At 68.1% G+C, this 19,061-nt stretch carries 17 protein-coding genes; 4 read left to right on the forward strand and 13 right to left on the reverse strand.

The features are described from left to right. Positions 1 to 17: 17 nt before the first annotated feature. Complete coding sequence (locus MOQ72_RS17815; RefSeq protein ID WP_242184862.1) at positions 18 to 1,721, forward strand: PucR family transcriptional regulator; 1,704 nt, start codon at positions 18 to 20, stop codon at positions 1,719 to 1,721. Between the two features lie 70 nt (positions 1,722 to 1,791). Here MOQ72_RS17815 and trxA read toward each other — a convergent pair whose 3' ends face one another. The 6 genes from trxA to MOQ72_RS17845 form a co-directional block, all read right to left on the reverse strand. Continuing rightward, complete coding sequence (trxA, locus tag MOQ72_RS17820; RefSeq protein ID WP_242184863.1) at positions 1,792 to 2,148, reverse strand: thioredoxin; 357 nt, start codon at positions 2,146 to 2,148, stop codon at positions 1,792 to 1,794. A gap of 242 nt (positions 2,149 to 2,390) precedes the next feature. Continuing rightward, positions 2,391 to 3,770, reverse strand: a complete 1,380-nt coding sequence (locus MOQ72_RS17825) for an FUSC family protein (RefSeq protein ID WP_242184864.1) — start codon at positions 3,768 to 3,770, stop codon at positions 2,391 to 2,393. A 19-nt stretch (positions 3,771 to 3,789) separates the two neighbouring features. Then, entirely contained in the window at positions 3,790 to 4,731 is a 942-nt protein-coding gene (locus MOQ72_RS17830) for a PrsW family intramembrane metalloprotease (RefSeq protein ID WP_242184865.1), read from the reverse strand. Between the two features lie 32 nt (positions 4,732 to 4,763). Beyond that, positions 4,764 to 6,680, reverse strand: a complete 1,917-nt coding sequence (locus tag MOQ72_RS17835) for an MFS transporter (protein ID WP_242184866.1) — start codon at positions 6,678 to 6,680, stop codon at positions 4,764 to 4,766. Between the two features lie 568 nt (positions 6,681 to 7,248). After that, positions 7,249 to 9,078: a glycoside hydrolase family 15 protein gene (locus MOQ72_RS17840; RefSeq protein WP_242184867.1), complete on the reverse strand. Its 1,830-nt coding sequence runs from the start codon at positions 9,076 to 9,078 to the stop codon at positions 7,249 to 7,251. 132 nt (positions 9,079 to 9,210) lie between these two features. Next, positions 9,211 to 9,486, reverse strand: coding sequence for a hypothetical protein (locus tag MOQ72_RS17845; protein WP_242184869.1), 276 nt, complete (start codon positions 9,484 to 9,486; stop codon positions 9,211 to 9,213). A gap of 175 nt (positions 9,487 to 9,661) precedes the next feature. Here MOQ72_RS17845 and MOQ72_RS17850 point away from each other — a divergent pair, with 175 nt between their 5' ends. Beyond that, positions 9,662 to 10,024 (forward strand): hypothetical protein, encoded by a 363-nt coding sequence (locus tag MOQ72_RS17850; protein WP_242184871.1) that lies wholly within the window; start codon positions 9,662 to 9,664, stop codon positions 10,022 to 10,024. Between the two features lie 18 nt (positions 10,025 to 10,042). On the opposite strand, the gene MOQ72_RS17855 is transcribed toward MOQ72_RS17850, so the two are convergent. The 4 genes from MOQ72_RS17855 to MOQ72_RS17870 form a co-directional block, all read right to left on the reverse strand. After that, on the reverse strand, positions 10,043 to 11,758 hold the full coding sequence (locus tag MOQ72_RS17855) for an FAD-dependent oxidoreductase (protein WP_242184872.1): 1,716 nt from the start codon (positions 11,756 to 11,758) through the stop codon (positions 10,043 to 10,045). Positions 11,759 to 11,784: 26 nt separating this feature from the next. Next, positions 11,785 to 12,051, reverse strand: coding sequence for a UBP-type zinc finger domain-containing protein (locus MOQ72_RS17860; RefSeq protein WP_242184873.1), 267 nt, complete (start codon positions 12,049 to 12,051; stop codon positions 11,785 to 11,787). 65 nt (positions 12,052 to 12,116) lie between these two features. Next, positions 12,117 to 12,254, reverse strand: coding sequence for a hypothetical protein (locus MOQ72_RS17865; protein WP_242184874.1), 138 nt, complete (start codon positions 12,252 to 12,254; stop codon positions 12,117 to 12,119). A gap of 327 nt (positions 12,255 to 12,581) precedes the next feature. Next, positions 12,582 to 13,211, reverse strand: a complete 630-nt coding sequence (locus MOQ72_RS17870) for an STAS domain-containing protein (RefSeq protein ID WP_242184875.1) — start codon at positions 13,209 to 13,211, stop codon at positions 12,582 to 12,584. A 533-nt stretch (positions 13,212 to 13,744) separates the two neighbouring features. Here MOQ72_RS17870 and MOQ72_RS17875 point away from each other — a divergent pair. Continuing rightward, on the forward strand, positions 13,745 to 14,272 hold the full coding sequence (locus MOQ72_RS17875; RefSeq protein WP_242184876.1) for a phosphate-starvation-inducible PsiE family protein: 528 nt from the start codon (positions 13,745 to 13,747) through the stop codon (positions 14,270 to 14,272). 249 nt (positions 14,273 to 14,521) lie between these two features. Here the strand turns inward: MOQ72_RS17875 and MOQ72_RS17880 are convergent, their stop codons facing one another. Both MOQ72_RS17880 and MOQ72_RS17885 read right to left on the reverse strand, forming a co-directional pair. Continuing rightward, positions 14,522 to 15,001, reverse strand: coding sequence for an inorganic diphosphatase (locus MOQ72_RS17880; RefSeq protein ID WP_242184877.1), 480 nt, complete (start codon positions 14,999 to 15,001; stop codon positions 14,522 to 14,524). A 107-nt stretch (positions 15,002 to 15,108) separates the two neighbouring features. Next, positions 15,109 to 15,471: a hypothetical protein gene (locus tag MOQ72_RS17885; RefSeq protein WP_242184878.1), complete on the reverse strand. Its 363-nt coding sequence runs from the start codon at positions 15,469 to 15,471 to the stop codon at positions 15,109 to 15,111. A gap of 365 nt (positions 15,472 to 15,836) precedes the next feature. On the opposite strand from MOQ72_RS17885, the gene MOQ72_RS17890 reads away from it, so the two are divergent. Continuing rightward, on the forward strand, positions 15,837 to 16,376 hold the full coding sequence (locus MOQ72_RS17890) for a YflT domain-containing protein (RefSeq protein WP_242184879.1): 540 nt from the start codon (positions 15,837 to 15,839) through the stop codon (positions 16,374 to 16,376). Positions 16,377 to 16,888: 512 nt separating this feature from the next. On the opposite strand, the gene nhaA is transcribed toward MOQ72_RS17890, so the two are convergent. After that, positions 16,889 to 18,748, reverse strand: a complete 1,860-nt coding sequence (nhaA, locus tag MOQ72_RS17895) for a Na+/H+ antiporter NhaA (protein WP_242184881.1) — start codon at positions 18,746 to 18,748, stop codon at positions 16,889 to 16,891. Between the last annotated feature and the right edge of the window lie 313 nt (positions 18,749 to 19,061).

The raw sequence follows: 19,061 nt of genomic DNA on the forward strand, positions 1-19,061 counted from the left end.
CCATCGGGGAAAATCCTATGGACGACCCGAACACCCCTGCAAGACCACGAAACACCAGCACCTGGGCGGCAGCGTCCGGTTCCGGCCTCGACCGCCTGTTCCAGCTGGCGATGACGATGTTCGAACGGCGGGACCAGGAGGGCATCCTGCGCTTGGCGATGTCCTCGGTGCCCGCCCTGGGTGCCTGCCAAGCCCGGTCCGGTTACCTGCTGCGTGATCGGGAGCTGATCGAATTCCTTCCCGACGAGCACGATCCGCCGACCGAGCTGGTTGACCAGCTCGGCGCACTGGAGGGCGAGGACGGCCCCATAGCGGTACCGGGGGCGACATGGGCGCGGGCCTTCGGCTTGAAGCGTCCCGGTGGTTTGAGCGGCTACCTCGTCGTCACGGGGAAGGCCGAGCCAGATCCCAACGAGCTGTTCCTGCTCACCGTGCTAGCCCAACAGACGGCCGCTGCCGTGGCGAACGCCTCGCTACACCAAGTCGAACGGGAGCACGCTCTGCAACTGAGCCGGTTGAGCGAAGAACTCGCGATAATGAACCAACGTCTCAAGGACGCGGTCGCAGACCTGCAGCGCAGCCAGACCATCCACGATGCCTTCACCCACATCGTGGCCTCGGACGGCCGCGAGGACGAGATCGCGGCCACCTTGCACGAGCTGACTGATCGGGCAGTCGCCGTCGAGGATCGCTTCGGCAACTTGCTGTCGTGGGCGGGCCCTGGCAGACCCGACCCGTACCCGGAACCGAACGTGCGGCGGGAAGAGACTCTCCAACAAGCGACCATCTGCGACGGACTGACGCGTGACCGGGACCGTCTCGTCGCAGTCGCACAACTGCGGCACGAAATCCTCGGGGTCATCGTCCTGTTCGATCCGGGGCCCACGGTCCGACCGCACGTGATCTACGCCCTGGAGCGCGCGGCGATGGCCCTCGAACTGCGGCTGAGCCACGCCCGGAATCTGGCCGAGATCGAGCTTCGGTTGCGACGTGATCTCGTCGAGGACCTCCTCGCCGGCACGAGCGACCAAAGCGTTTTCGCCCGGTCCGAGGCGGTCGGCCACAACCTCCACGCGCCGCATTACGCGGTGGCGGTGCAATGGCCCGGCACGGGCACCGAGGATGAGCTCGCCGTCGCTGTCTGGAAGGCCACGAAGAAAGTGGGCATGTCGATCCTCCTGGCGCGCCGATCGGGAATGGTGGTCCTGTTCAGCAGCGGCCGACCCGACGGAGACTGCTTCTTCCCCGCGGTCGCCGACGAAATAGGCACCGACGGCGGAGCGATCGGGGTCGGGGGTCGCTGCGACTCGCCGGGAGACTTCGCGCGATCGTTCCAGGAGGCGTTGCGGTCCCTGCGGATCCGCCAACAGTCGCGGCTGAGCAACGGAATCACCTTCTTCGACGAACTCGGCATCTACCGCATCCTCGGCCAGGGCGACGGAGGTGCCGACATCGAAACGTTCGTCCAGGAGTGGCTCGGCTCCCTCCTGGAATACGACCGCAAGCACCACTCGAACCTGGTGCGAACGCTGTCGCAGTACCTCGAATGCGGCGGGAACTACAACGCCACCGCCACCGCTCTGGTCATCCACCGGAGCACACTCCGGTACCGCCTCCGCCGAATCCGGGAAATTTCGCGCATCGACATCAATGACGTCGACAACCGGCTCAACCTGCACGTCGCGACCCGCGCGTGGCGAGTTCTCGACGGGGTGACATGAGCGCCGGACGAACCCGTCCGCAGCGGGCTTCCCGGGGCTGTCGCGAGGAATTCCCGCCCGGCTTGAAGATTCAGTGGGATTGTCCCGATTCGGAGGTGCTGGCGCCGATCCCCTGCTCGACCCACTCGCGGAGGGCGGGCGCGGGCAACGCGCCGGCCTGGCGTGCGATGACCCTGCCCCTGTCGAGCAGCAGGAGGGTCGGGACGGCCTGAACGGTGAACCGCTGCGACGTGTTGGGCGCCGAGTCGACGTTGACCTTGACGAGCTTCACCCGACCGGCGAGCTCCTTGGCCACCTGCTCCAACGCCGGGCTGACCATCCTGCATGGGCCGCACCATGGTGCCCACAGGTCGACCAGCACGAACAGGGACGACTTCTCGGCGACCTCCGCGAAGTCGGCATCCCCGGCCTCAGCGATCCACGGCATCGGCCGGTGGCAGTTGCCGCATGTGGGGCGCCCCTCGCCCACCGACGGTATCCGGTTGACGCGTCCACAGTGTTCGCATCGGATCTTCTGCGGTTCCATGCCTTCCCCCCACACCCGCGCTCTGCTGAGGCCAGAAGTGCGCCGCCACCTCGAGTTTGACGATCGCCGAACCGACATTCCTGCACTGGTGAGGTCCAAATCCGCTGCGGAGATTCGGCCCGGCGGAACGAACGCAGGCCTGCTCAGCCTCGACGGCGAAGGCGCCCACGAGCGGCGCGGAGCTTGCGGCGCAGCGGCCGGAAGGTGGGCCACAGCAGGTGCAGGCGGGCTGCTGGTGTCGCCGACACGGCGGTCCTGTGCGCACCGCCGGCGGGATCGATCTCAGCGAGGATCCTGGAGAGGTCGGCCAGAACGCTGCCGACGGCCAACCAGCTCATGGTCGTCGGGCCGTCGGCGTCCCGGCGGTGCGCGGCCAGTTCCTGGCTGAGCGAGGCCAGTTGGGCACGCGCTTCTTCGATGGCGCGGATCAGCTGCTGCCGGGGCGGGTCTTCGCCGGGTCGCTCAGGTGCATCGGGGTCGTCGGCGACCAGGGTCCGTGCCCAGGTCGCGACTCCGTTGCCGATGCTGGTCACCAATTCGCCGACCCGCGCGGCGGTGGCCGTGTCCCATTCGGCGCCCGCTCGGCCTTCTCCGACGTCGGCCAGTGCTCGGGCGATACCACTGGTCTGGTCGACGATGTGGTCGACGGCTTCGGCCGCCGCTTTCGCCCTCGACAGCAGCGCCGCTGGAGCGGGCTTGCGAGCGGGGCTCACGAAGACGCTGCGGCGCGGGTTGTAGCGCAGGCTCTCGGAGGCGCGGTCCAGCTGCTCCCGGATCTCGGCGATCTCGTGGTGGAAGTCCCGTGCGGTCCACAACAGCTCCTTAGTTCGCGCAGGCGCGAACACCACCCCCTCGCCGGAGAGCTGTTCGCCGATGTCGACCAGCAGTCGAGCGAGCTTCCGCGCCATCGCGGCGAGCGAGTCGCGCGCGGCGTGCACATGCACGGGCGGAGCGATCAGCGCGTTGACCAGCACCCCGACCAGCGCGCCCAGGAGCGTCTCGTAGACCCGCTCCTGGGCGTAACCGGTTGCGGCGTCCCCGATCGCCAGCACGAGCAGCGCGCTGACCGCGACTTGGCTGGTTTGGCCGCCGAGCCGGAACATCCGTCCCACCAGCAGCGCCAGCAGGAGCACGAAGGTCAGGCTCCAGGCGTTGAGGCCAAACGACCGCCCCAACACCAGGGCGAGCAGGACGCCGAGCACCACGCCCACGACCCTGCGCAGTCCGGACTGGAGGGTCTGGTACACCGTGGCCTGCACGACGAGCACCGCGGCCAACGGCGCCAGCACCGGATTGGGTGAGCCGGTCAGCTGGCCGCCCACCGCCCACGCGATCCCGGCCGCGCCGGCGGTCTTGAAGATCAGCAGCAAGTCGCCTTCCGAGGTCGGGCCGAAACCGATCACTCGGGAGCCGAGGGACTTCACCCGCGCGACGACCGCAGGCCAACTGCCCCAGGCGGCACCAGCTCCCCGGGATCCGTCGCCGGGGTTCTCCGGATCGGACATCGCGCGTCTGGTCAGCACCGGCACCACCACTCCGACTTCACCGGGGAGGCGGCTGACCCCCCGGCCACCAGCGGCCACGCGTCGAGATCGGGTACCCACGTGCCTCCGCCCGAGGGGGCCGCTGGTAGATCGAGATCAGCGCGCCCAACCAGCCAACCCCGATCAACGCGACCACGGCGAGCCCGCTCCACGTGAGAACCATCAGGACGACGACCTGCTCGGAACTCGGGTCGCTGATCCACCCGGGCGTCTCCTCCGGGCTCCATCCGCTCGGTTCGGTCAGCGCCACCGCAATCAGAACCGCGATGCTGTGCACCGAGTCCCACAGCGCGTGCAGAAGGGACACGCCGAGGTAGGCCGCAAGCAGCCGACCGGTCAACAAGAAGCTCTCCCGCCCGCTCCTGGAGAAGAGCACACCACCGAGGATCGCCGTCCACAAGCCGTGCCCGAAGGGCGTCGCCAAGCCACGCACGAGCTCCGTGATCACCAGGTCGACGAGGGAGAGGCCCTGTTCGGTCAGGGCGGCCATCAAGGCGTAACCCGCGGATTCGAACGCGGAGAAGCCGAGACCGACGCAGGCACCGAGGATCATGCCGTCCTGCGGTGTTTTCACCTTGAGCCCGCGGGTCAGCACCGCGAGGGCGGCGAGCTTCACCGCCTCTTCGATGAGCCCGACGCCCAGGAAGAGCGTCGCCGACGGGTGCAGGAGGTAGCTCTCCAGGAGCGACGCGGCAAGTACGCCGAGCACGCCGCCCACCACGAAGGTCTGGAACACCAGCGCGGCGGTGATCTCCCCGGTGGTGCGGCGTTCGAACGCCCACGCGACGAACGCTACGGGAACGAGGAAGCTGCCGAGCAGGACCAGCGTCGGAACGAGGGTGGGGTTGGCGGTCAGGTAGGTCGTGATCACCGTGAACAGCCACAACACCAAACCGGTCCCCAGCATTCGCGCCCAGATTCGCTTCCGGCCTTTGACCATCGAGAATGTGCCCCTCCCGCCTTGCGCGGCCATCACCGGTCGGCAGAGGTGCCGCGCTCGCCCGAACTCCCGCTCGAACGACGGGGCGCGTACCGACCGGGGGGCAGCTCCTCCGCACGGCCCTCCTCCAGCGCTTCCTTCAAGGCCGTTCGGAGCCGGCCCGGGCCCCATGACCGCCCCTGCACGCGCTCTTCCAGCTCGTCTCGATCCGCCGGTCCCTGTTCCTGGAGCGCCCGGACCACGTCCTCGATCTCGTCGTCGAGCACCTCATCCGAGGTCGCCGACCAGCGGCTCGCGGTCGACGAGGTGCCGACCATGCCGGGCGAGTAGAAGCTCGACCCGGGGCCAGGCCGGAACCGGCGCAGTCCCGTGCGGTCCCGCTCCTGAATGCGGGACTTGCGCTGCCGGACCCGGTCATCGCGTTCGCGCAGCCGTTGCCGGCCCCCCGCAGACAGCCCGGCCTCGCGCTCGGCCTGCACGAACGCGGCGTGCTGCTGCGGTTCGGTCTCCGCCTCTTCGGCGGTCAGCGGCCGGGCGATGTTCTCCAGGGACTGCTGCTCCGCGCGTACGCCGAGCAGCAGCTCGGCGACACCGCCAACGATCATGACGGCTGCTCCGATGAAGAACCCCGCCGCCAGCAGGCCGGTCTGCCCGCTTTCCACGAAGTGCCCGAACAGCGCCGGGCCGGTGATGCCGCCGACGGCGGTACCGATCGCGAAGAACAGTGCGATCGCCAGCGCGCGCGTCTCCATCGGGAAGACCTCGCTCACCGTCAGGTATGCCGAACTCGCCCCCGCAGAAGCCACGAAGAACGTCAGCAGGATGAGCACCATGAACGACACAGCGGTCAACGAATGCGTCAACAGCAGGATGGCCGTGACGATGATCAGCGTCGACGACAGGAAGTATGTGCCGGAGATCATCGGTATCCGCCCGACGGTGTCGAACAACCGTCCCAGCAGCAGCGGTCCGAGGAAGTTGCCGAGAGCGAACACGGTGATGAAGTACGGAACCGTTTCCGACCCCACGCCGAAGAAAGTGTTGAGCAGCGTACCCAGGTCGAAGGTGACCGCGTTGTACAGAAATGCCTGGCCGACGAACAGCGCCAGGCCGAGGACCGCACGCCGCGGGTAACGATGGATCGCCACTCGCGCTATCTCTCGGAACGGAATCGCCTTCCGCTGGCGCACGGTGATGGCCGTGCCTGGGGACGGCAACGGCCGGGCGACTTCCCGCTGCACCTCGGCCTCGATCTCGTCGACGATGCGTTCGGCCTCGTCCTCCTGGCCGTGGATGAACAACCAGCGGGGGCTTTCCGGAACGTTGCGCCGCACGAGCAGAATCCCCAGTCCGACCACTCCGCCGAGGGCGAACGCGAGCCGCCAGCCCAGGGCCATCGGCAGCAGCGAGGACAGCAGCACGGCCGAGACCAGACCGCCGAGGGCGGCGCCGAGCCAGTAGCTTCCGTTGATGGCGATGTCGACCTGGCCGCGGTTGCGCGCGGGGATGAGCTCGTCGATGGCCGAGTTGATCGCGGAATACTCCCCGCCGATGCCCATCCCGGTGAGGAACCGCATGAGGAAGAAGTACCACGGGGCGAAGGCGAAGGCCGTCGCCACGGTGGCCACGATGTAGAGCGCGAGCGTGAGGATGAACAGCTTCTTGCGCCCGAACCGGTCGGTGAGCTGGCCGAACAGGAGCGCTCCGAAGCACGCGCCGGCGACGTAGACGGCGGCGGCGGTTCCTACGTCGGCCGCGTTCATGCTGATGCCACTGCCGGATTCGGTCATGCGCGCCGCGATCGAGCCCACGATCGTCACTTCGAGCCCGTCGAGGATCCACACGGTTCCGAGCCCGATGACGATCCGCCAGTGGAAGCGCGACCACGGTAGGCGGTCCAAACGGGCCGGTATCTGCGTTCGGATGGCACGCAGCTCTTGGGCAGTCACGGCAAGCCTCCTGCACGATCGACTGGCGAGAACTGGCATCGCGGATACCCTGCGGGGCGATGCTTCGTTGTCGTGTTCTCGGACATCGCTTTCGCTTTCGAAGCGAAGGCGTGACGATGCTGTGGGAATGCGAACGCGGCTGCGGCGCCGGCAGTGTCAAGCAGTACCCGAGCGCCAATCGCGCCCGCCGCTACGCCACCGCTTTCGACCAGGAGTACGGGAGCGACGTGGGCAACGCACCACTGTTCGGGCTCTTCCCGTTACGCCTCCTCCAGCTCGGCCGCCGGCTCGGTCGTCGACGAAACCCTCCCCGGTGAGCCGTCGGCAATGGACGATTGCCGGTCCTCCCGCACCGTGACAAATCACCGGGGCAGTCGCATGCGCCCACGAGGACGAACTTCAATGCCGGTTTTCACCCACCAGGGCGAGGTCAACAGCACCTGTCCAATGGAGACGCGCCGCGGACGACGACGAACACAATCGATCCACAGTGGACTCCTGTGCGTGCGAACGTCGAGCGGCCGGCCCCGTACATCGAACGAGCGAGTCAGCTCGTCGCGGCGGAGCATCATCCAAGGGCGCGGTCGAGGTTCATCGCGGCGCTGATCAACGACAGGTGCGTGAAGGCCTGCGGGAAGTTGCCGAGCTGGTCGCCGGTGAGGCCGATCTGCTCAGCGTAGAGCCCGAGGTGGTTGGCGTAGGTGAACATCTTCTCCAGCACCAGCCGGGCGTCCTCGAGCCGTCCCGCCCGGGTGAGGGCCTCCACGTACCAGAACGAGCAGATGGAGAAGGTGCCTTCCGCCTCGTCCAACCCGTCGGGCGAACCCCGGTAGTCGTAGCGGAAAACCAGGCTGTCGGTGACCAGGTTCTCCGTGATCGCATCCAATGTGGACAAGAAGCGCGGATCGGTGGGAGCGACGAACTCCATCATCGGCATCAGCAACAACGAGGCGTCGAGCACGTCCTCGTCGTAGTGCTGCACGAACGCCCGCCGCTTCTCGCTCCACCCGTCGCTCATGATCTGCCAGTAGATCTCGTCCCGGGTCCGCACCCAGCTCTCCAGGTTGCCGGGAAGACCGCGCTGGCGCGCGATCTGCACGACTCGCTCGAACGCGACCCAGGACATGAGCCGGGAGAAGGTGTGCAGGCGCGGGCCCGCACGCGATTCCCAGATCCCGCTGTCCGCGCGGTCCCAGTTGTCCTGCAACCAGTCAACCATCCCGATCAGGTCGAGCCAGCTGTCGTGCGTGATCGGGCGTCCGTGCTTGTTGAACAGGTAGATGGCGTCGATGATCTCACCGTAGATGTCCAGCTGGAGCTGGTCGACGGCGTCGTTGCCGATGCGCACCGGCCGCGCACCGCGATGCCCGGCCCAGTGGTCGAGCGATATCTCGGTCAGGTCCCTGCGGCAATCGACGTCGTACATGACGTGCAGCGGGCCGGCCGCGCTGTCACTCACCTCGGCGAACCGGCACGTCATCCACGTCATGAACGCGTCGGCTTCGTCGATGAACCCCAATCGCAGCAGGGAGGACAACGAGAAGGCGGCGTCGCGGAGCCACACGTAGCGGTAGTCCCAGTTCCGGGCGCCGCCGAGCCGTTCCGGCAACGACGTCGTCGGCGCGGCGATCATCGAACCGCTCGGTTCATGCGTGAGCAGCTTCAGGACCAGCGCCGAGCGGTTCACCGTCTCGCGCCAGCGGCCGCGGTACGACGAGTTGCCCAGCCACTCCCGCCAGAACGCCACAGTGCCCAGGAACAGCTCGTCGACTTCGGCCGTGGTGCGGCCCCCCGGCCCGGGTTCGGCGTCCTGGCCCAGCACCTCCAGCACGAACACCTCGGTGCTGCGGTCGGACATCTCGAACTCGGCGTGCGCGTCCCCGTGCTCGTCGATCCGTTGGGCCACGCTCGAGTTCAGCGCTAGCGTCAGGCCCGGACCGCGGAAGGTGACCTGGTACTGGCCGCGGGTGGTGCGGTGCTGGGCACGTCCGTAGTCGAACCGGGGTGCGACGTCCGCTCGCATCCGCATGCTGCCGCGCACGGAGACCACCTTGCGCACCAGGCGCTGCCGGTGCTCGGGATCGTGCGACCGCAAGATGGGCATGAAGTCGTGGATCTCGACCACACCGTCGTCGGTCAGGAACCGGGTGATGAGCACGTTCGAGTCGGGAACGTAGAACTGCTGGTGGCTGTCGACGTGCGACTCCGGGGCGATCTTCCACGAACCACCCCGATCCGCGCCCACGATCGAGCCGAAAACGCTCGGCGAGTCGAACTGCGGGCAGCAGAACCAGTCGATCGCGCCATCGGTGGCCACCAAGGCGGCCGTCCGCATGTCGCCGATCACCCCGTGCTCCGCGATGGGTGCGAACCCGGTCGCGTGGCCCTCGTCGGTCATCCGGCCAACCTCCTCGAAACCCAAGGTCCGGCATTACGAGCATCCACGCCCCGAGCGAGCGCGTGCTTCCACCCGGCACCACGAATTCGCGGCGCAGTATTGACCCCGATGCAGCAGAAAGCTCCCGCGGCGCTACTCGCCGGCGCTGTTTAGCTGCTCGCTGCGGTGCGTCAGCAGAGCCGTCAGTCGCCGCACCTCGGCGGCAACCTCCGGATCCTGGTCGCAAATCCGGTCCGCGAGTTCACCGACGCGGGTCACCAGTTCTGCGCAGCACCGCAGGACGTGCCCCCGCACTTCCCGGGTAGGCCAGTAATCCTCGTGCTTCAGGCAATTGCCGACCAGCCAGCCCGCCAGGCTGAGCTCGTGGACGACCCGGTTGTGCAGTCCGGACACTTCTTCGTCGTACATGTCGGTGGGGGTGCGGGATGCGACGGGCTTCAGCCCATCGAACCGGTGCCGGAGGGCCTCGGAAAGCCGAGCGCTGTGCTGAGCGCCACCATGAGGCGCAGGCCGGTGCGGCATGCGCAGGCATCGCGCAAGGGCGCGCGACCTGGACCAATTGTCGACTCCCAGGAGGAACGCCATGCCCTCGGAGACCATTCTCGACCTCCGGGTCGGACCGGTGACACTGGACGTGCCCCGTTCAATCGGGTACTTCGGCGGGGTGGCACTCGCCGTCGGCGTGGGGTTGATCGACCCGCCGCTCGCGGCTTTCATTGCGGCGGTCCCGCTGTGGAAGACCCTGACCCATCGCGCCTTGCCGCTGGCGGCACGCACCGCCGGCGCGATCCTGGAAGGCGCGTCGAGACCGATCGGTGGTGACGCGGAAGGGACCGTTCGGCTCGACGACCAGCAGGAGGCCGACGACCGGGCCATCGCCATCTCGCGGGAAGCCGCCTACGGCGACCAGTTGCGCCGCCACCGGAAATCGGATCCTTGCCGGTGACCGGTAGCCCTGCCACGGTCACGACGACGCCGCCTGCGGTGCCGACACGCGCTGCTGGCGGGTGGAGCCCGCCGGCCGGTCCACGTGTTCGTGCACGAGGCGGACCGCCATGGAACCCTCACCCACGGCCGAGGCGACGCGCTTGATGGAACCGCTGCGCACGTCACCCGCGGCGAACACACCGGGCAGGCTGGTCTCGAGGAAGTACGGCGGCCGATCGACGTGCTGCCACAGGTCCGTCGCCCGCATGGCATCGGACCCGGTGAGGATGGAACCGCGTTCGTCGAGCGCGATCGCGTCGCTGAGCCACCGCGTGCACGGCGTCGCGCCGATGAAGACGAACAGGGCACGTGCCGGCACCGTTCGCCGCGTCCCGTCCTGGTTGTCCTCCACGACCAGCGAGTCCAGCGCCTTGGTGCCGTTCACCCTGCGCACCTCGCTGTGCATGAGCACCTCCACGCGGGGGTGGTGTTCGACCTGTTCCACGAGGTACCGGGACATGTTCTCGCCGAGGTCGGCTTCGCGGACCACGAGGTACACACACTCCGTGTGATCGGCGAGGAAAACCGTCGCCTGCCCTGCGGAATTGCCGCCACCGACGACCGCCACGGGATCGACTCGGCACATCCGCGCCTCGTGCAGCGTCGCGGCGTAGTACACGCCCGCCCCCTCGAACGGCTCGATACCGGGGACCTGGAGCCGGCGGTAGTGAACGCCAGTTGCGAGCACGACCGCGCGGCACGTCACGTCGCTCCCCCCTTCGACGCTGATGACGTAATGACCGTCTCGCACGCTCAGGGCCTTCGCCGCGGCGGGAACGTTGATCTGAGCGCCGAACTTGTCCGCCTGCAGGACGGCGCGCTCAGCGAGTTCCGCACCGGAAATACCGGCGGGGAAACCGAGGTAGTTCTCGATCCGCGACGAGGTTCCCGCCTGCCCGCCGGCGGCCAGGCCCTCCAGCACGGTCGTGGTCAGTCCTTCGGAGGCGCCGTAGACGGCAGCGGCAAGCCCGGCCGGGCCCGCGCCGACCACCGCCAGATCGCAGGAGATGTTCTCCGGGATGCGGTGGCCCAAGCCGAGGGCTGCGGCCAGTTCGGCGTTGCTCGGGTTCCGCAGGACGACCTCCCCGTGGAGGATGACCACGGGGGTCTCCGACGGTCCGACGCCGAACCGGCGCAGCAGTTCCTCCGCTTGCTCGTCCTGCTCGACGTCGGTCCACCGGTACGGCAGGCGGTTGCGCGCGGCGAACTCGCGCAACCGCCGCGCGTCCGGGGAGTAGCAGGATCCGACGATGCGGAAGCCGGCCCCGAGGCCGATCAGCAGCGAGCGCCGCACCAGGTACGCCCGCAGGATCAGGTCTCCCAGCACGACGTCCTGCCGCACCACCTCCCGCAGCCAGTCCACCGGGACTGCGAGGACCTCGCCGGGTTCCACGACCACGGCGGTGAGCGGTGACGCCTGTCCCGCCAGCAGTCCCAGCTCGCCGAGGAACCGGCCGGCGCCGTGCACCCGGAGGATCTGCTCCTTCGGTCCGCCGTACCCTTCGACGACCGCGACCTTGCCGGCGAGGATCACGAAGAACTCGTGGACGCGCTGTCCTTCCTCGAAGAGCAGGTCGCCGCGCTGGGTGGGTCTGCGCTCGCTGTGGGCGCTGAGGCGGTCGATCTGCTCGTCGCTGAGCCGCGGGTACGCCCCGTGCAGGTCTGGCGTCTCGGCCGCAACACCGCTGTTCATAGTGGACTCCCGTCGCGGATCTCCGATCAGACGAACGTCTCGTCGACATAGCACCAACGCCAGTTCTCACCGGGCTCCGCGGAGGCCACGACGGGATGGCCCTGGACATGCGCGTGCCGGCTCGCGTGCTTGAGCGGCGAGGAATCGCAGCAGCCGACGTGCCCGCAAGTCAAGCACAGCCGGAGGTGCACCCACGGCGAGTGGAGTTGCAAGCATTCCTCGCAACCTTCGGGACTTCTCGGGACCACGGGCCGCACGTGTTCAAGATGCGGGTCCACCCACACGCCGGTCATCCGGACCACCTCCAACGAAACCACCGGTCTGCAACACTGCTGACGTATCCATGTCAAAGCCACCTTCACTGCCCGGCGGCGGCCACTGTGGACGGTTCTTGGCCGTTCCCCCGGTCACCTCCGGACACCGAGATGCTGCGCAGCTCGTCGACGGCCGATTCCCGCCGCGCGTCAGCACGGGCGCCGGCCGATCGAAAGAGCACCTCGGGCACCGGTGCCCGGTGCTGCGAAGGTGAACTGACCGTGACAACCATCGTGCCGATCGCCGCAGTCACCGACCTCGACCCGGCAGCCGCAAAATGCCTCCGCCGGCTGACCCAGCGGGACGAACGGCACATACCCGTCACTACTTCCGGTCATCAGGGCCGCTCGGAAAGGCCCGCTGATAGCTCAGTCATGCTTTCGCCTCGGGTAAAGCCCGACAGCCGGCTGACACCGGTGTGAGCGCCGTCGAGCGCCTGGCGGCAGAATCCCGTCCGATGATCTTTCCGTTCGAGGAAACGGCCCCGCGCGACGGCTCGGCAGTTGACCTACTCCGGCGTGCTCGCGACCCGGCCGCCCCTCGGCCGGGCGCTCACGTCGAAGATCGAGCGGTGCCGCCGCGCCGTGCGGGGTTCAGGCACTTCGGCGAGCCCCTGCGGGCAGCGCAACGCCGCCCACGACACGGCTTGCGGACCCGCCTCCTCGAGGGTGGCCCGGTAGAGCGCGAAGACCTCCGACAGCGGCCCGTCCTCCATCGCGTACAGCACGTTCGGCGCCAGGCCCGTCAGCTCGAAAACGCCGTTGCGCGCCAGCACCCTGGCCTCGACCCGGCGCATCAGGTCGAGGAGGTTCTCGTCCAGGTTCGTGACGCGCGACAGATCCACCACCAGGTGGTGCGCTCCGGCGTTGTGCAGCCCGTTGAGGTGGGCGGCCAGCTGCCGCGTAGCCCGGGAGTCGACGGGACCGCTGACGGCCACCACGGTGTAGTGGGCACCGCGCTGAACCGAAGTGATCGTCATCTCGTCCGCCTCGTCGGTGAGCGCGGCCACAAAAGCATGCCCGGCCATGTCCGCCAGCTCGGCGAGCGCAGCGCGGCGCCACAGGTCGGCACGCACGTCGGCTGATCGGAACAGCAGTTCGCTTGCCGGGTCCGGATGCAAAGGACGTCGAGTGGCCATGGGCACGATCGTCCTCCAGAGCTGTCTCGATCACTTCGACCCGAAGGCGGCAACTTCCCGCTCGCGACCTGCCCCAGCAGGGCGAACCGTCAGGGCTGAGACAAATGTGAGCGTGACGGCGAGCGGAATCCCCGTGCCGGTCGCCGCTGTCCGGCTCGGCCGGTCGCCGACGTCGAGTTCCCTCGTCGCCCACGGCTGCCCGCCAGGGACAAGGCCCGCCTCGCTCGGTCAAGTCGAACGACGCTGCCGGGATTGGCCCCATCAGGGGCACGCGTGGGTCCGCCACGCCTGCCACACTCCCCGATGGGGATGCACGCCAAGACCTGCGGATGGCCTCGCGCCGGCTCCGCACGGTGCGCGCGATGGGTCTGCGAGTGCTCAGCACGAAGACTTCCGCTGTGCCCCCGGCAGACGCTCAAGCCCGCTCACCTCAACGCGATGCTGCGATTGCGGGCGGCGGGACCAGTGGCCCGCCCGTTGCCGAACCTCCGGGCCGGAAGGTGCGCAGCGGTCGATCTGAGATGGCGGGTGCCATGGCGAACGAGTCAGACGGGTGGCAGGACGGCGGAGCGTCCTCGCCGCGGCAGCCCGACCCGTTGCGAACCGGCGACCGCACCGCACTGGGAGCGCTGGTGCTGCGCCTGCTCCTGTTCGGCGAGTACTACCTGCTTTACGTGATCTCGCTGGTGCTCCTGGTGCTCGCCGCCGCGATCCTGGTCGTCGCGGTCGTCTCCGTCGTCCAGAGCCCCGCCCCCTGGCCGGAGCAGTTCATCGGCGTGATCGAGGAGCTGTTGCTCATCCTGATCGTGCTGGAAATCTTCGTCACGGTCGTGCACCACCTGCGCGGCGGGCATCTCCAGCTCGAGCCGTTCATCGTCGTCGGCGTCATCGCGATCGTCCGGCACATCCTGTCGATCGTCATCAGGCTAGCTGTTCCCGGGGCCGCGCCCGTGACCCATGACCAACTCGTCGAACTCGCCGTCAGCGCCGGGGTGGCGTTCGTGCTGGTCGCCGCGCTGGCTCTGGCACGGTGGTCCCGGCCCCGGGCATCCATCGACTAAGAACTCGCGCGGATTGGGCATGTCGAGGGGGTCGTCAGGCAAGCGGCGTCAGCCGCTTCCTCCCACCCTCGCAGCTTGCGCCGCCGCGGGTTCACGGCGGCCCACCCCTCCGGGGTTCTCCCCGCGAGGACAGCCCCGACGTGGTGCATTGGACATACATGATGTCGGGGATCCCGGAGACGAGAAGACCTCTGAGGTTCCGCTACCCGCACCGCCACGCAAGCCAATCCGCGCACCCTCCAAGCCTCATCAGCCACCGAAGCGGGCGAAGGCCTCGTGCGCGACCTGTTCGGCAAACGCACGGTCCTGCCACCCCCGCACCTCGGTGCACTTGCCAGGCTCGATCTCCTTGTAGACCGCGAAGAAATGAGCGATCTCCTCGACCAGGTGCCAGGGCAGGTCCCCGAGCTCTTCGATGTGCTGCTGGCGTGGATCGCCCGCGGGGACGCACAGCAACTTCGCGTCGGGGCCGCTCTGATCCCGCATCCAGAACACCCCGACGACACGCGCAGCGATCTGGCAGCCCGGAAAAGTTCGCTCCGCGACCAGCACGAGCGCATCCAGTGGTTCGTCGTCCTCGGCGAGGGTGTTCGGTACGAATCCGTAGTCCGCCGGGTACTGCATGGCGGTGAACAACGTCCGGTCCAACCGGATCCGACCGAGCTCCTGATCCATCTCGTACTTGTTGCGGGACCCCATCGGTGTTTCCACTACGACGTCGAGTTCCATGATGCCTCCCGACGGTGCAGGGCGGCTCGCGCCTCCCAGGAAACGCCGGTCGGGCAATGGATGCAACGACGTCGACAGGTTCAGTACCTCCGCCGTGAGCACCAACGTCAAGCGGCTTCGACGGCAGTACCAACGGCGTTTGTCCTCCCCTTCACGGATTTCTCGATTCCGAGTCGATCGATTACCGCCGCCGCCTGTGGTTCGAGCAGGGTTCGGCAAAGTCGCTTTGGTTTGTCAGGGGGTGATTCCGCAGAGGTGAGTGGTCTGGTGAAGTCGCGGGCGATGTGGCGTAGGGCTTTGGTGATGTTGGTGTGCCCGATCAGGCGCCGGGCGCTGATGGCGAGGTTGCGGAGACTGGCCACGGTGCGGGGTGCGTTGCCGGCCGGCGCGCTGCGTCTACCAGGACGTGCGGCGCTCGCACCGATCGGCGCAACGTTTCTCATGCTGCTGATCAACGGCCAGGAGATCATCGGTCCGACACCAAAGGCGTGCCCAGCTCGCTCTGGGTAACGCTGAACCTCTGTGGGACGGCCTCGGCGCTGGTGCTGTCCGTCTTCGAATACCGGCAACTTTGCCGGGGTCCTGGTGGTTCGGCGAATCGTTTTATCCCGGCGGGCCTAATCGCCGCGCGGATTTCGTCCCCCAGTGCGCACGCGCCGAACAGCCCGCGTTTGGCAAGCTGAGGGCAGTCGGCTCGGAACCGTCGTTCCTGCTCGAAGGTTCCTCCGCCGGTGCTGTTTGTTGTACATCGCCGGGTCGCGACCGGACCGCCGGGCCGGCAGACCGTCGAGGCTCGCCAATCCCAGCGCGGAGGGCGAAGACCTAGGAGTCGACGATGGCCCAACAACCGCCCCCCGCGCCCGGTGCCGGGGAGTCGTCACCCATCGAGAGTCCGGCACGCAGACCGGTCGCCTCCTACGCGACCTACGGGGAAGCCGAGAGTGCGGTGGACTACCTCGCCGACCAGCGGTTCCCGGTGGAACGGGTCGCGATCGTCGGTCACGACGTCAAGCTCGTCGAGCAGGTGGTCGGCCGGATGAGCTACGGGAAGGCCGCACTGCACGGCGCCAGCGGCGGGGCGGTGACCGGCGTGCTGATTGGCTGGATCTTCGGCTTGCTCAGCTGGATCGAGCCGTTGTTGGCCAGCCTGACGCTGGCCGTTTACGGACTCATCTTCGGTGCCATCGTCGGCGCCTTGATCAGCTTGGTGGCCTACGCCCTGCAAGGCGGGCGTAGGGACTTCGCCGCGGTGCAGGCCATGGTGCCGAACCGGTACGAGGTACTCGTTGACACCGAAGTCGCAGACGAGGCCGCGCGGCTCCTCCAGCAGCGGCAAGGCACGCCGGAACGTGGTGCCACCGGCCCAGCGTCCTGATCGAACCGCGTCGCCAGCGGTCACATCGTCTGGCAACGATCCACTGTAGATGTTTCAGCCCGCAGCTCGGCTGCTCGCCGACGACTCGCCGCGTCTCCGGGATCCGACAACGTCGCAACTTTGTTGAACGACGTGGGAAGCCACCAGCCTGGTGCCGCAGCTCAGAATCCGGCGGTCGAGCACGCTGCGGCGCGGGCGAGCTGGCGCCGCCGACCGGGCTACGAACCTTAAACCGCATCCGCACCACTGCCGACGCGAGACGGCCCCCGGAAAATCCCGAGAAATTCGATCGTCACCGAATCTGCCAGGTCTGCCGGGAGCCTAGCCGGGTCCGCGAGCAGGGGCCTTCTAGAGTAGGCGTCCCCGCAGTTCAGGTGCCCTGCTCCGGTTGGCCAGCCTACGATTCAAGGTCCGCCGGTAGCCCCCTGGTGTCAAGCCATTCGCAGGGTTTCTCGCGCGAAGATGTGATCCGCCCGATGCCGCATGCTTGCGCCGTCCCGAGATGAGACGTCTCAGGACGAGAGGGCCTCGTCGATGGCTGCGCTCAGCGACGCCTCATCGAGCGGTCCGGAGTAGCGCCTGCCGTTGATGAACAAGGTCGGCGTGCCCCTAACACCGCTCGCTCGCCCGGAGGCGATATCCGCTGCCACCCGCGGAAGGTGCACGCGGGAGCGCGCGCCCACCACGGCATCACCGGGTACGCCGATCCGCTCCGCGTGACGAGCGAGGCTGCGGTCATCCAACTCGCGTTGGTGCGCGAACAGCTCTTCGTGCATCTCCCAGAACCGCGCATACTCGTCGGCGGCCTCGCTGGCTAGTGCCGCCGCTACCGCGCGCGGGTGCACCTCGTCCAGTGGGAAGTGCCGAAACACAAACCGGAGATCGTCCTCGAACCGCTCGCGAAGCCGCTGGGTGATCGGGTGCAGCCGACCGCAGTGCGGGCACTCGTAGTCGCCGTACTCCACTACCGTCACGGGGGCCGTATCCGGGCCGGCAATGTGGTCGCGGCCCGTGACCGGCTCCGTGAGCATCTCGGGCCGGTCTTCCTCCTGATCTTCGCCCACCGCCAGCGGCGGTTCGCACGCCGCTCCCCTGTTCCAGGCGAACGCGAAGATCAGACGCCCCAGCACCGCGGCGATCAGCAACCCGAGGAGAATCCCGATCTTGGCATCCTCTTTCCAGACCTCGCGCTCGAACGCCAGCTCGGCGATGAACAGGGACACGGTGAACCCGATGCCCGCCAAGGCCGCGCCGCCGGCCAATTGCCCCCACACGAGATTCCCCGGCAGCGCACCCATCCCAGAACGCAGCGCCACCCAGGTCCCGACGCAGACCCCGACGAACTTCCCGACGACAAGCCCCACGACGACGCCATGCGTCACCGGCGAGACCAAGGCCCGCGACAACGTCTCCGCGCTGATCGGCACTCCGGCGTTGGCCAATGCGAACAGGGGGACGATCAGGTAGCTGGTCCACGGGTGCAGCAGGAGCTGCAACCGCTCGTTCGGCGGCACCGCCGTCCGCAGCCCCAGCACCGCCTCCCGGCCGCGCTCCGGTGTCGGATCCCGCAGGAACATCTGCGTGAGCTCACCCATGCGAAGGACATGCGACTCGTGCGGTTCGTACACCTGAACGAGAACCCCGAGGGTCAGGCCGATGACGGTCGGATGTATGCCGGACTCCACCGTGGCACCCCACATCGCCAAGCCCAGCAGGAGGTATACGGACGAACGCCACTCACCGAAGCGCCGCACCAGAAGCAACAATGCGAACAGGCAGAGGGCGATGCCCGCCGCTGTCCAGCCGATGTGCCGCGTGTACGCCACCGCGATGACCGCGATCGCACCGACGTCGTCGACCACCGACAACGTCAGCATGAACACCCGCAGCGGATCCGGGCACCGGGGCCCCACCAGGACCAGCACCCCGAGGACGAACGCGGTGTCGGTGGCCATCGGGATGCCCCAGCCCACTGCGGTGGGGCCGCCCGGGTTGAACGCCAGGTACAAACCGATCGGGAAGATCAACCCGCCCACTGCTGCGAGCGCCGGAGGCAGCGCTCGGCGCCGGTCGCGCATCTCGCCGACGCTGAACTCGCGCGAAACCTCCATCCCGATCACGAAGAAGAACAGCGCCATCAGGCCGTCGTTCACCCAGTGCCGGAGGTCGAGATCGAATTCGAGGTCGCCCAACCGCAGCGCGAACGGGGTCTGCCACAGGGCCTCGTAGGTGTCGGCGAACGGCGAGTTGGCCCACACCAGCGCGATGAGCGTGGCTGCGAGCAGCACCATGGTCCCGCCGGACTCGGTGCGCAGGAATGCGCGGATCGCGCGAGTCAGGCCCTTTTCCGGGGTTACACCCGGCACCTCCATCCGCAGCCTCCCGCTCCCATCGCACCCGGTGCCATGCTCCCGTCAGGACACTCCGACCGCACGACGACCTGGATGCGGGGCCTCGATGCGCGGACGACGCCCCGGTGCGGGCGTGGCTGCGCGCCCGTCGGACAACCCGGCCTGTGCGTCGACTTTGGACTTGGGATGCCCGCCTGCCGTGGTCCAGAGGAAGCAGATCGACCTCGTGTGGCAGGGCCGTGGGCTGGTCGTCGAGTATTCGTCTCGGCCGTGTGGTCCGCACCAACGCCGTCGCCTGCTGCGCAGGGCACTACGGCCTTCGAAGACTCGCGCT

The sequence above is a fragment of the Saccharopolyspora soli genome, assembly GCF_022678645.1.
Lineage (GTDB): Bacteria > Actinomycetota > Actinomycetes > Mycobacteriales > Pseudonocardiaceae > Saccharopolyspora > Saccharopolyspora soli.

What these genes read in the sequence shown, in the direction of transcription:
- trxA (WP_242184863.1), bottom strand. Translation starts at nt 2,148, where the DNA reads ATGCCGTGGATCGCTGAGGCCGGGGATGCCGACTTCGCGGAGGTCGCC.
- MOQ72_RS17815 (WP_242184862.1), top strand. Translation starts at nt 18, where the DNA reads ATGGACGACCCGAACACCCCTGCAAGACCACGAAACACCAGCACCTGG.
- MOQ72_RS17845 (WP_242184869.1), bottom strand. Translation starts at nt 9,486, where the DNA reads ATGTACGACGAAGAAGTGTCCGGACTGCACAACCGGGTCGTCCACGAG.
- MOQ72_RS17855 (WP_242184872.1), bottom strand. Translation starts at nt 11,758, where the DNA reads ATGAACAGCGGTGTTGCGGCCGAGACGCCAGACCTGCACGGGGCGTAC.
- MOQ72_RS17890 (WP_242184879.1), top strand. Translation starts at nt 15,837, where the DNA reads ATGGCCCAACAACCGCCCCCCGCGCCCGGTGCCGGGGAGTCGTCACCC.
- MOQ72_RS17870 (WP_242184875.1), bottom strand. Translation starts at nt 13,211, where the DNA reads ATGGCCACTCGACGTCCTTTGCATCCGGACCCGGCAAGCGAACTGCTG.
- nhaA (WP_242184881.1), bottom strand. Translation starts at nt 18,748, where the DNA reads ATGGAGGTGCCGGGTGTAACCCCGGAAAAGGGCCTGACTCGCGCGATC.
- MOQ72_RS17850 (WP_242184871.1), top strand. Translation starts at nt 9,662, where the DNA reads ATGCCCTCGGAGACCATTCTCGACCTCCGGGTCGGACCGGTGACACTG.
- MOQ72_RS17840 (WP_242184867.1), bottom strand. Translation starts at nt 9,078, where the DNA reads ATGACCGACGAGGGCCACGCGACCGGGTTCGCACCCATCGCGGAGCAC.
- MOQ72_RS17875 (WP_242184876.1), top strand. Translation starts at nt 13,745, where the DNA reads ATGGCGAACGAGTCAGACGGGTGGCAGGACGGCGGAGCGTCCTCGCCG.
- MOQ72_RS17830 (WP_242184865.1), bottom strand. Translation starts at nt 4,731, where the DNA reads ATGGTCAAAGGCCGGAAGCGAATCTGGGCGCGAATGCTGGGGACCGGT.
- MOQ72_RS17885 (WP_242184878.1), bottom strand. Translation starts at nt 15,471, where the DNA reads ATGATCTCCTGGCCGTTGATCAGCAGCATGAGAAACGTTGCGCCGATC.
- MOQ72_RS17880 (WP_242184877.1), bottom strand. Translation starts at nt 15,001, where the DNA reads ATGGAACTCGACGTCGTAGTGGAAACACCGATGGGGTCCCGCAACAAG.
- MOQ72_RS17860 (WP_242184873.1), bottom strand. Translation starts at nt 12,051, where the DNA reads ATGACCGGCGTGTGGGTGGACCCGCATCTTGAACACGTGCGGCCCGTG.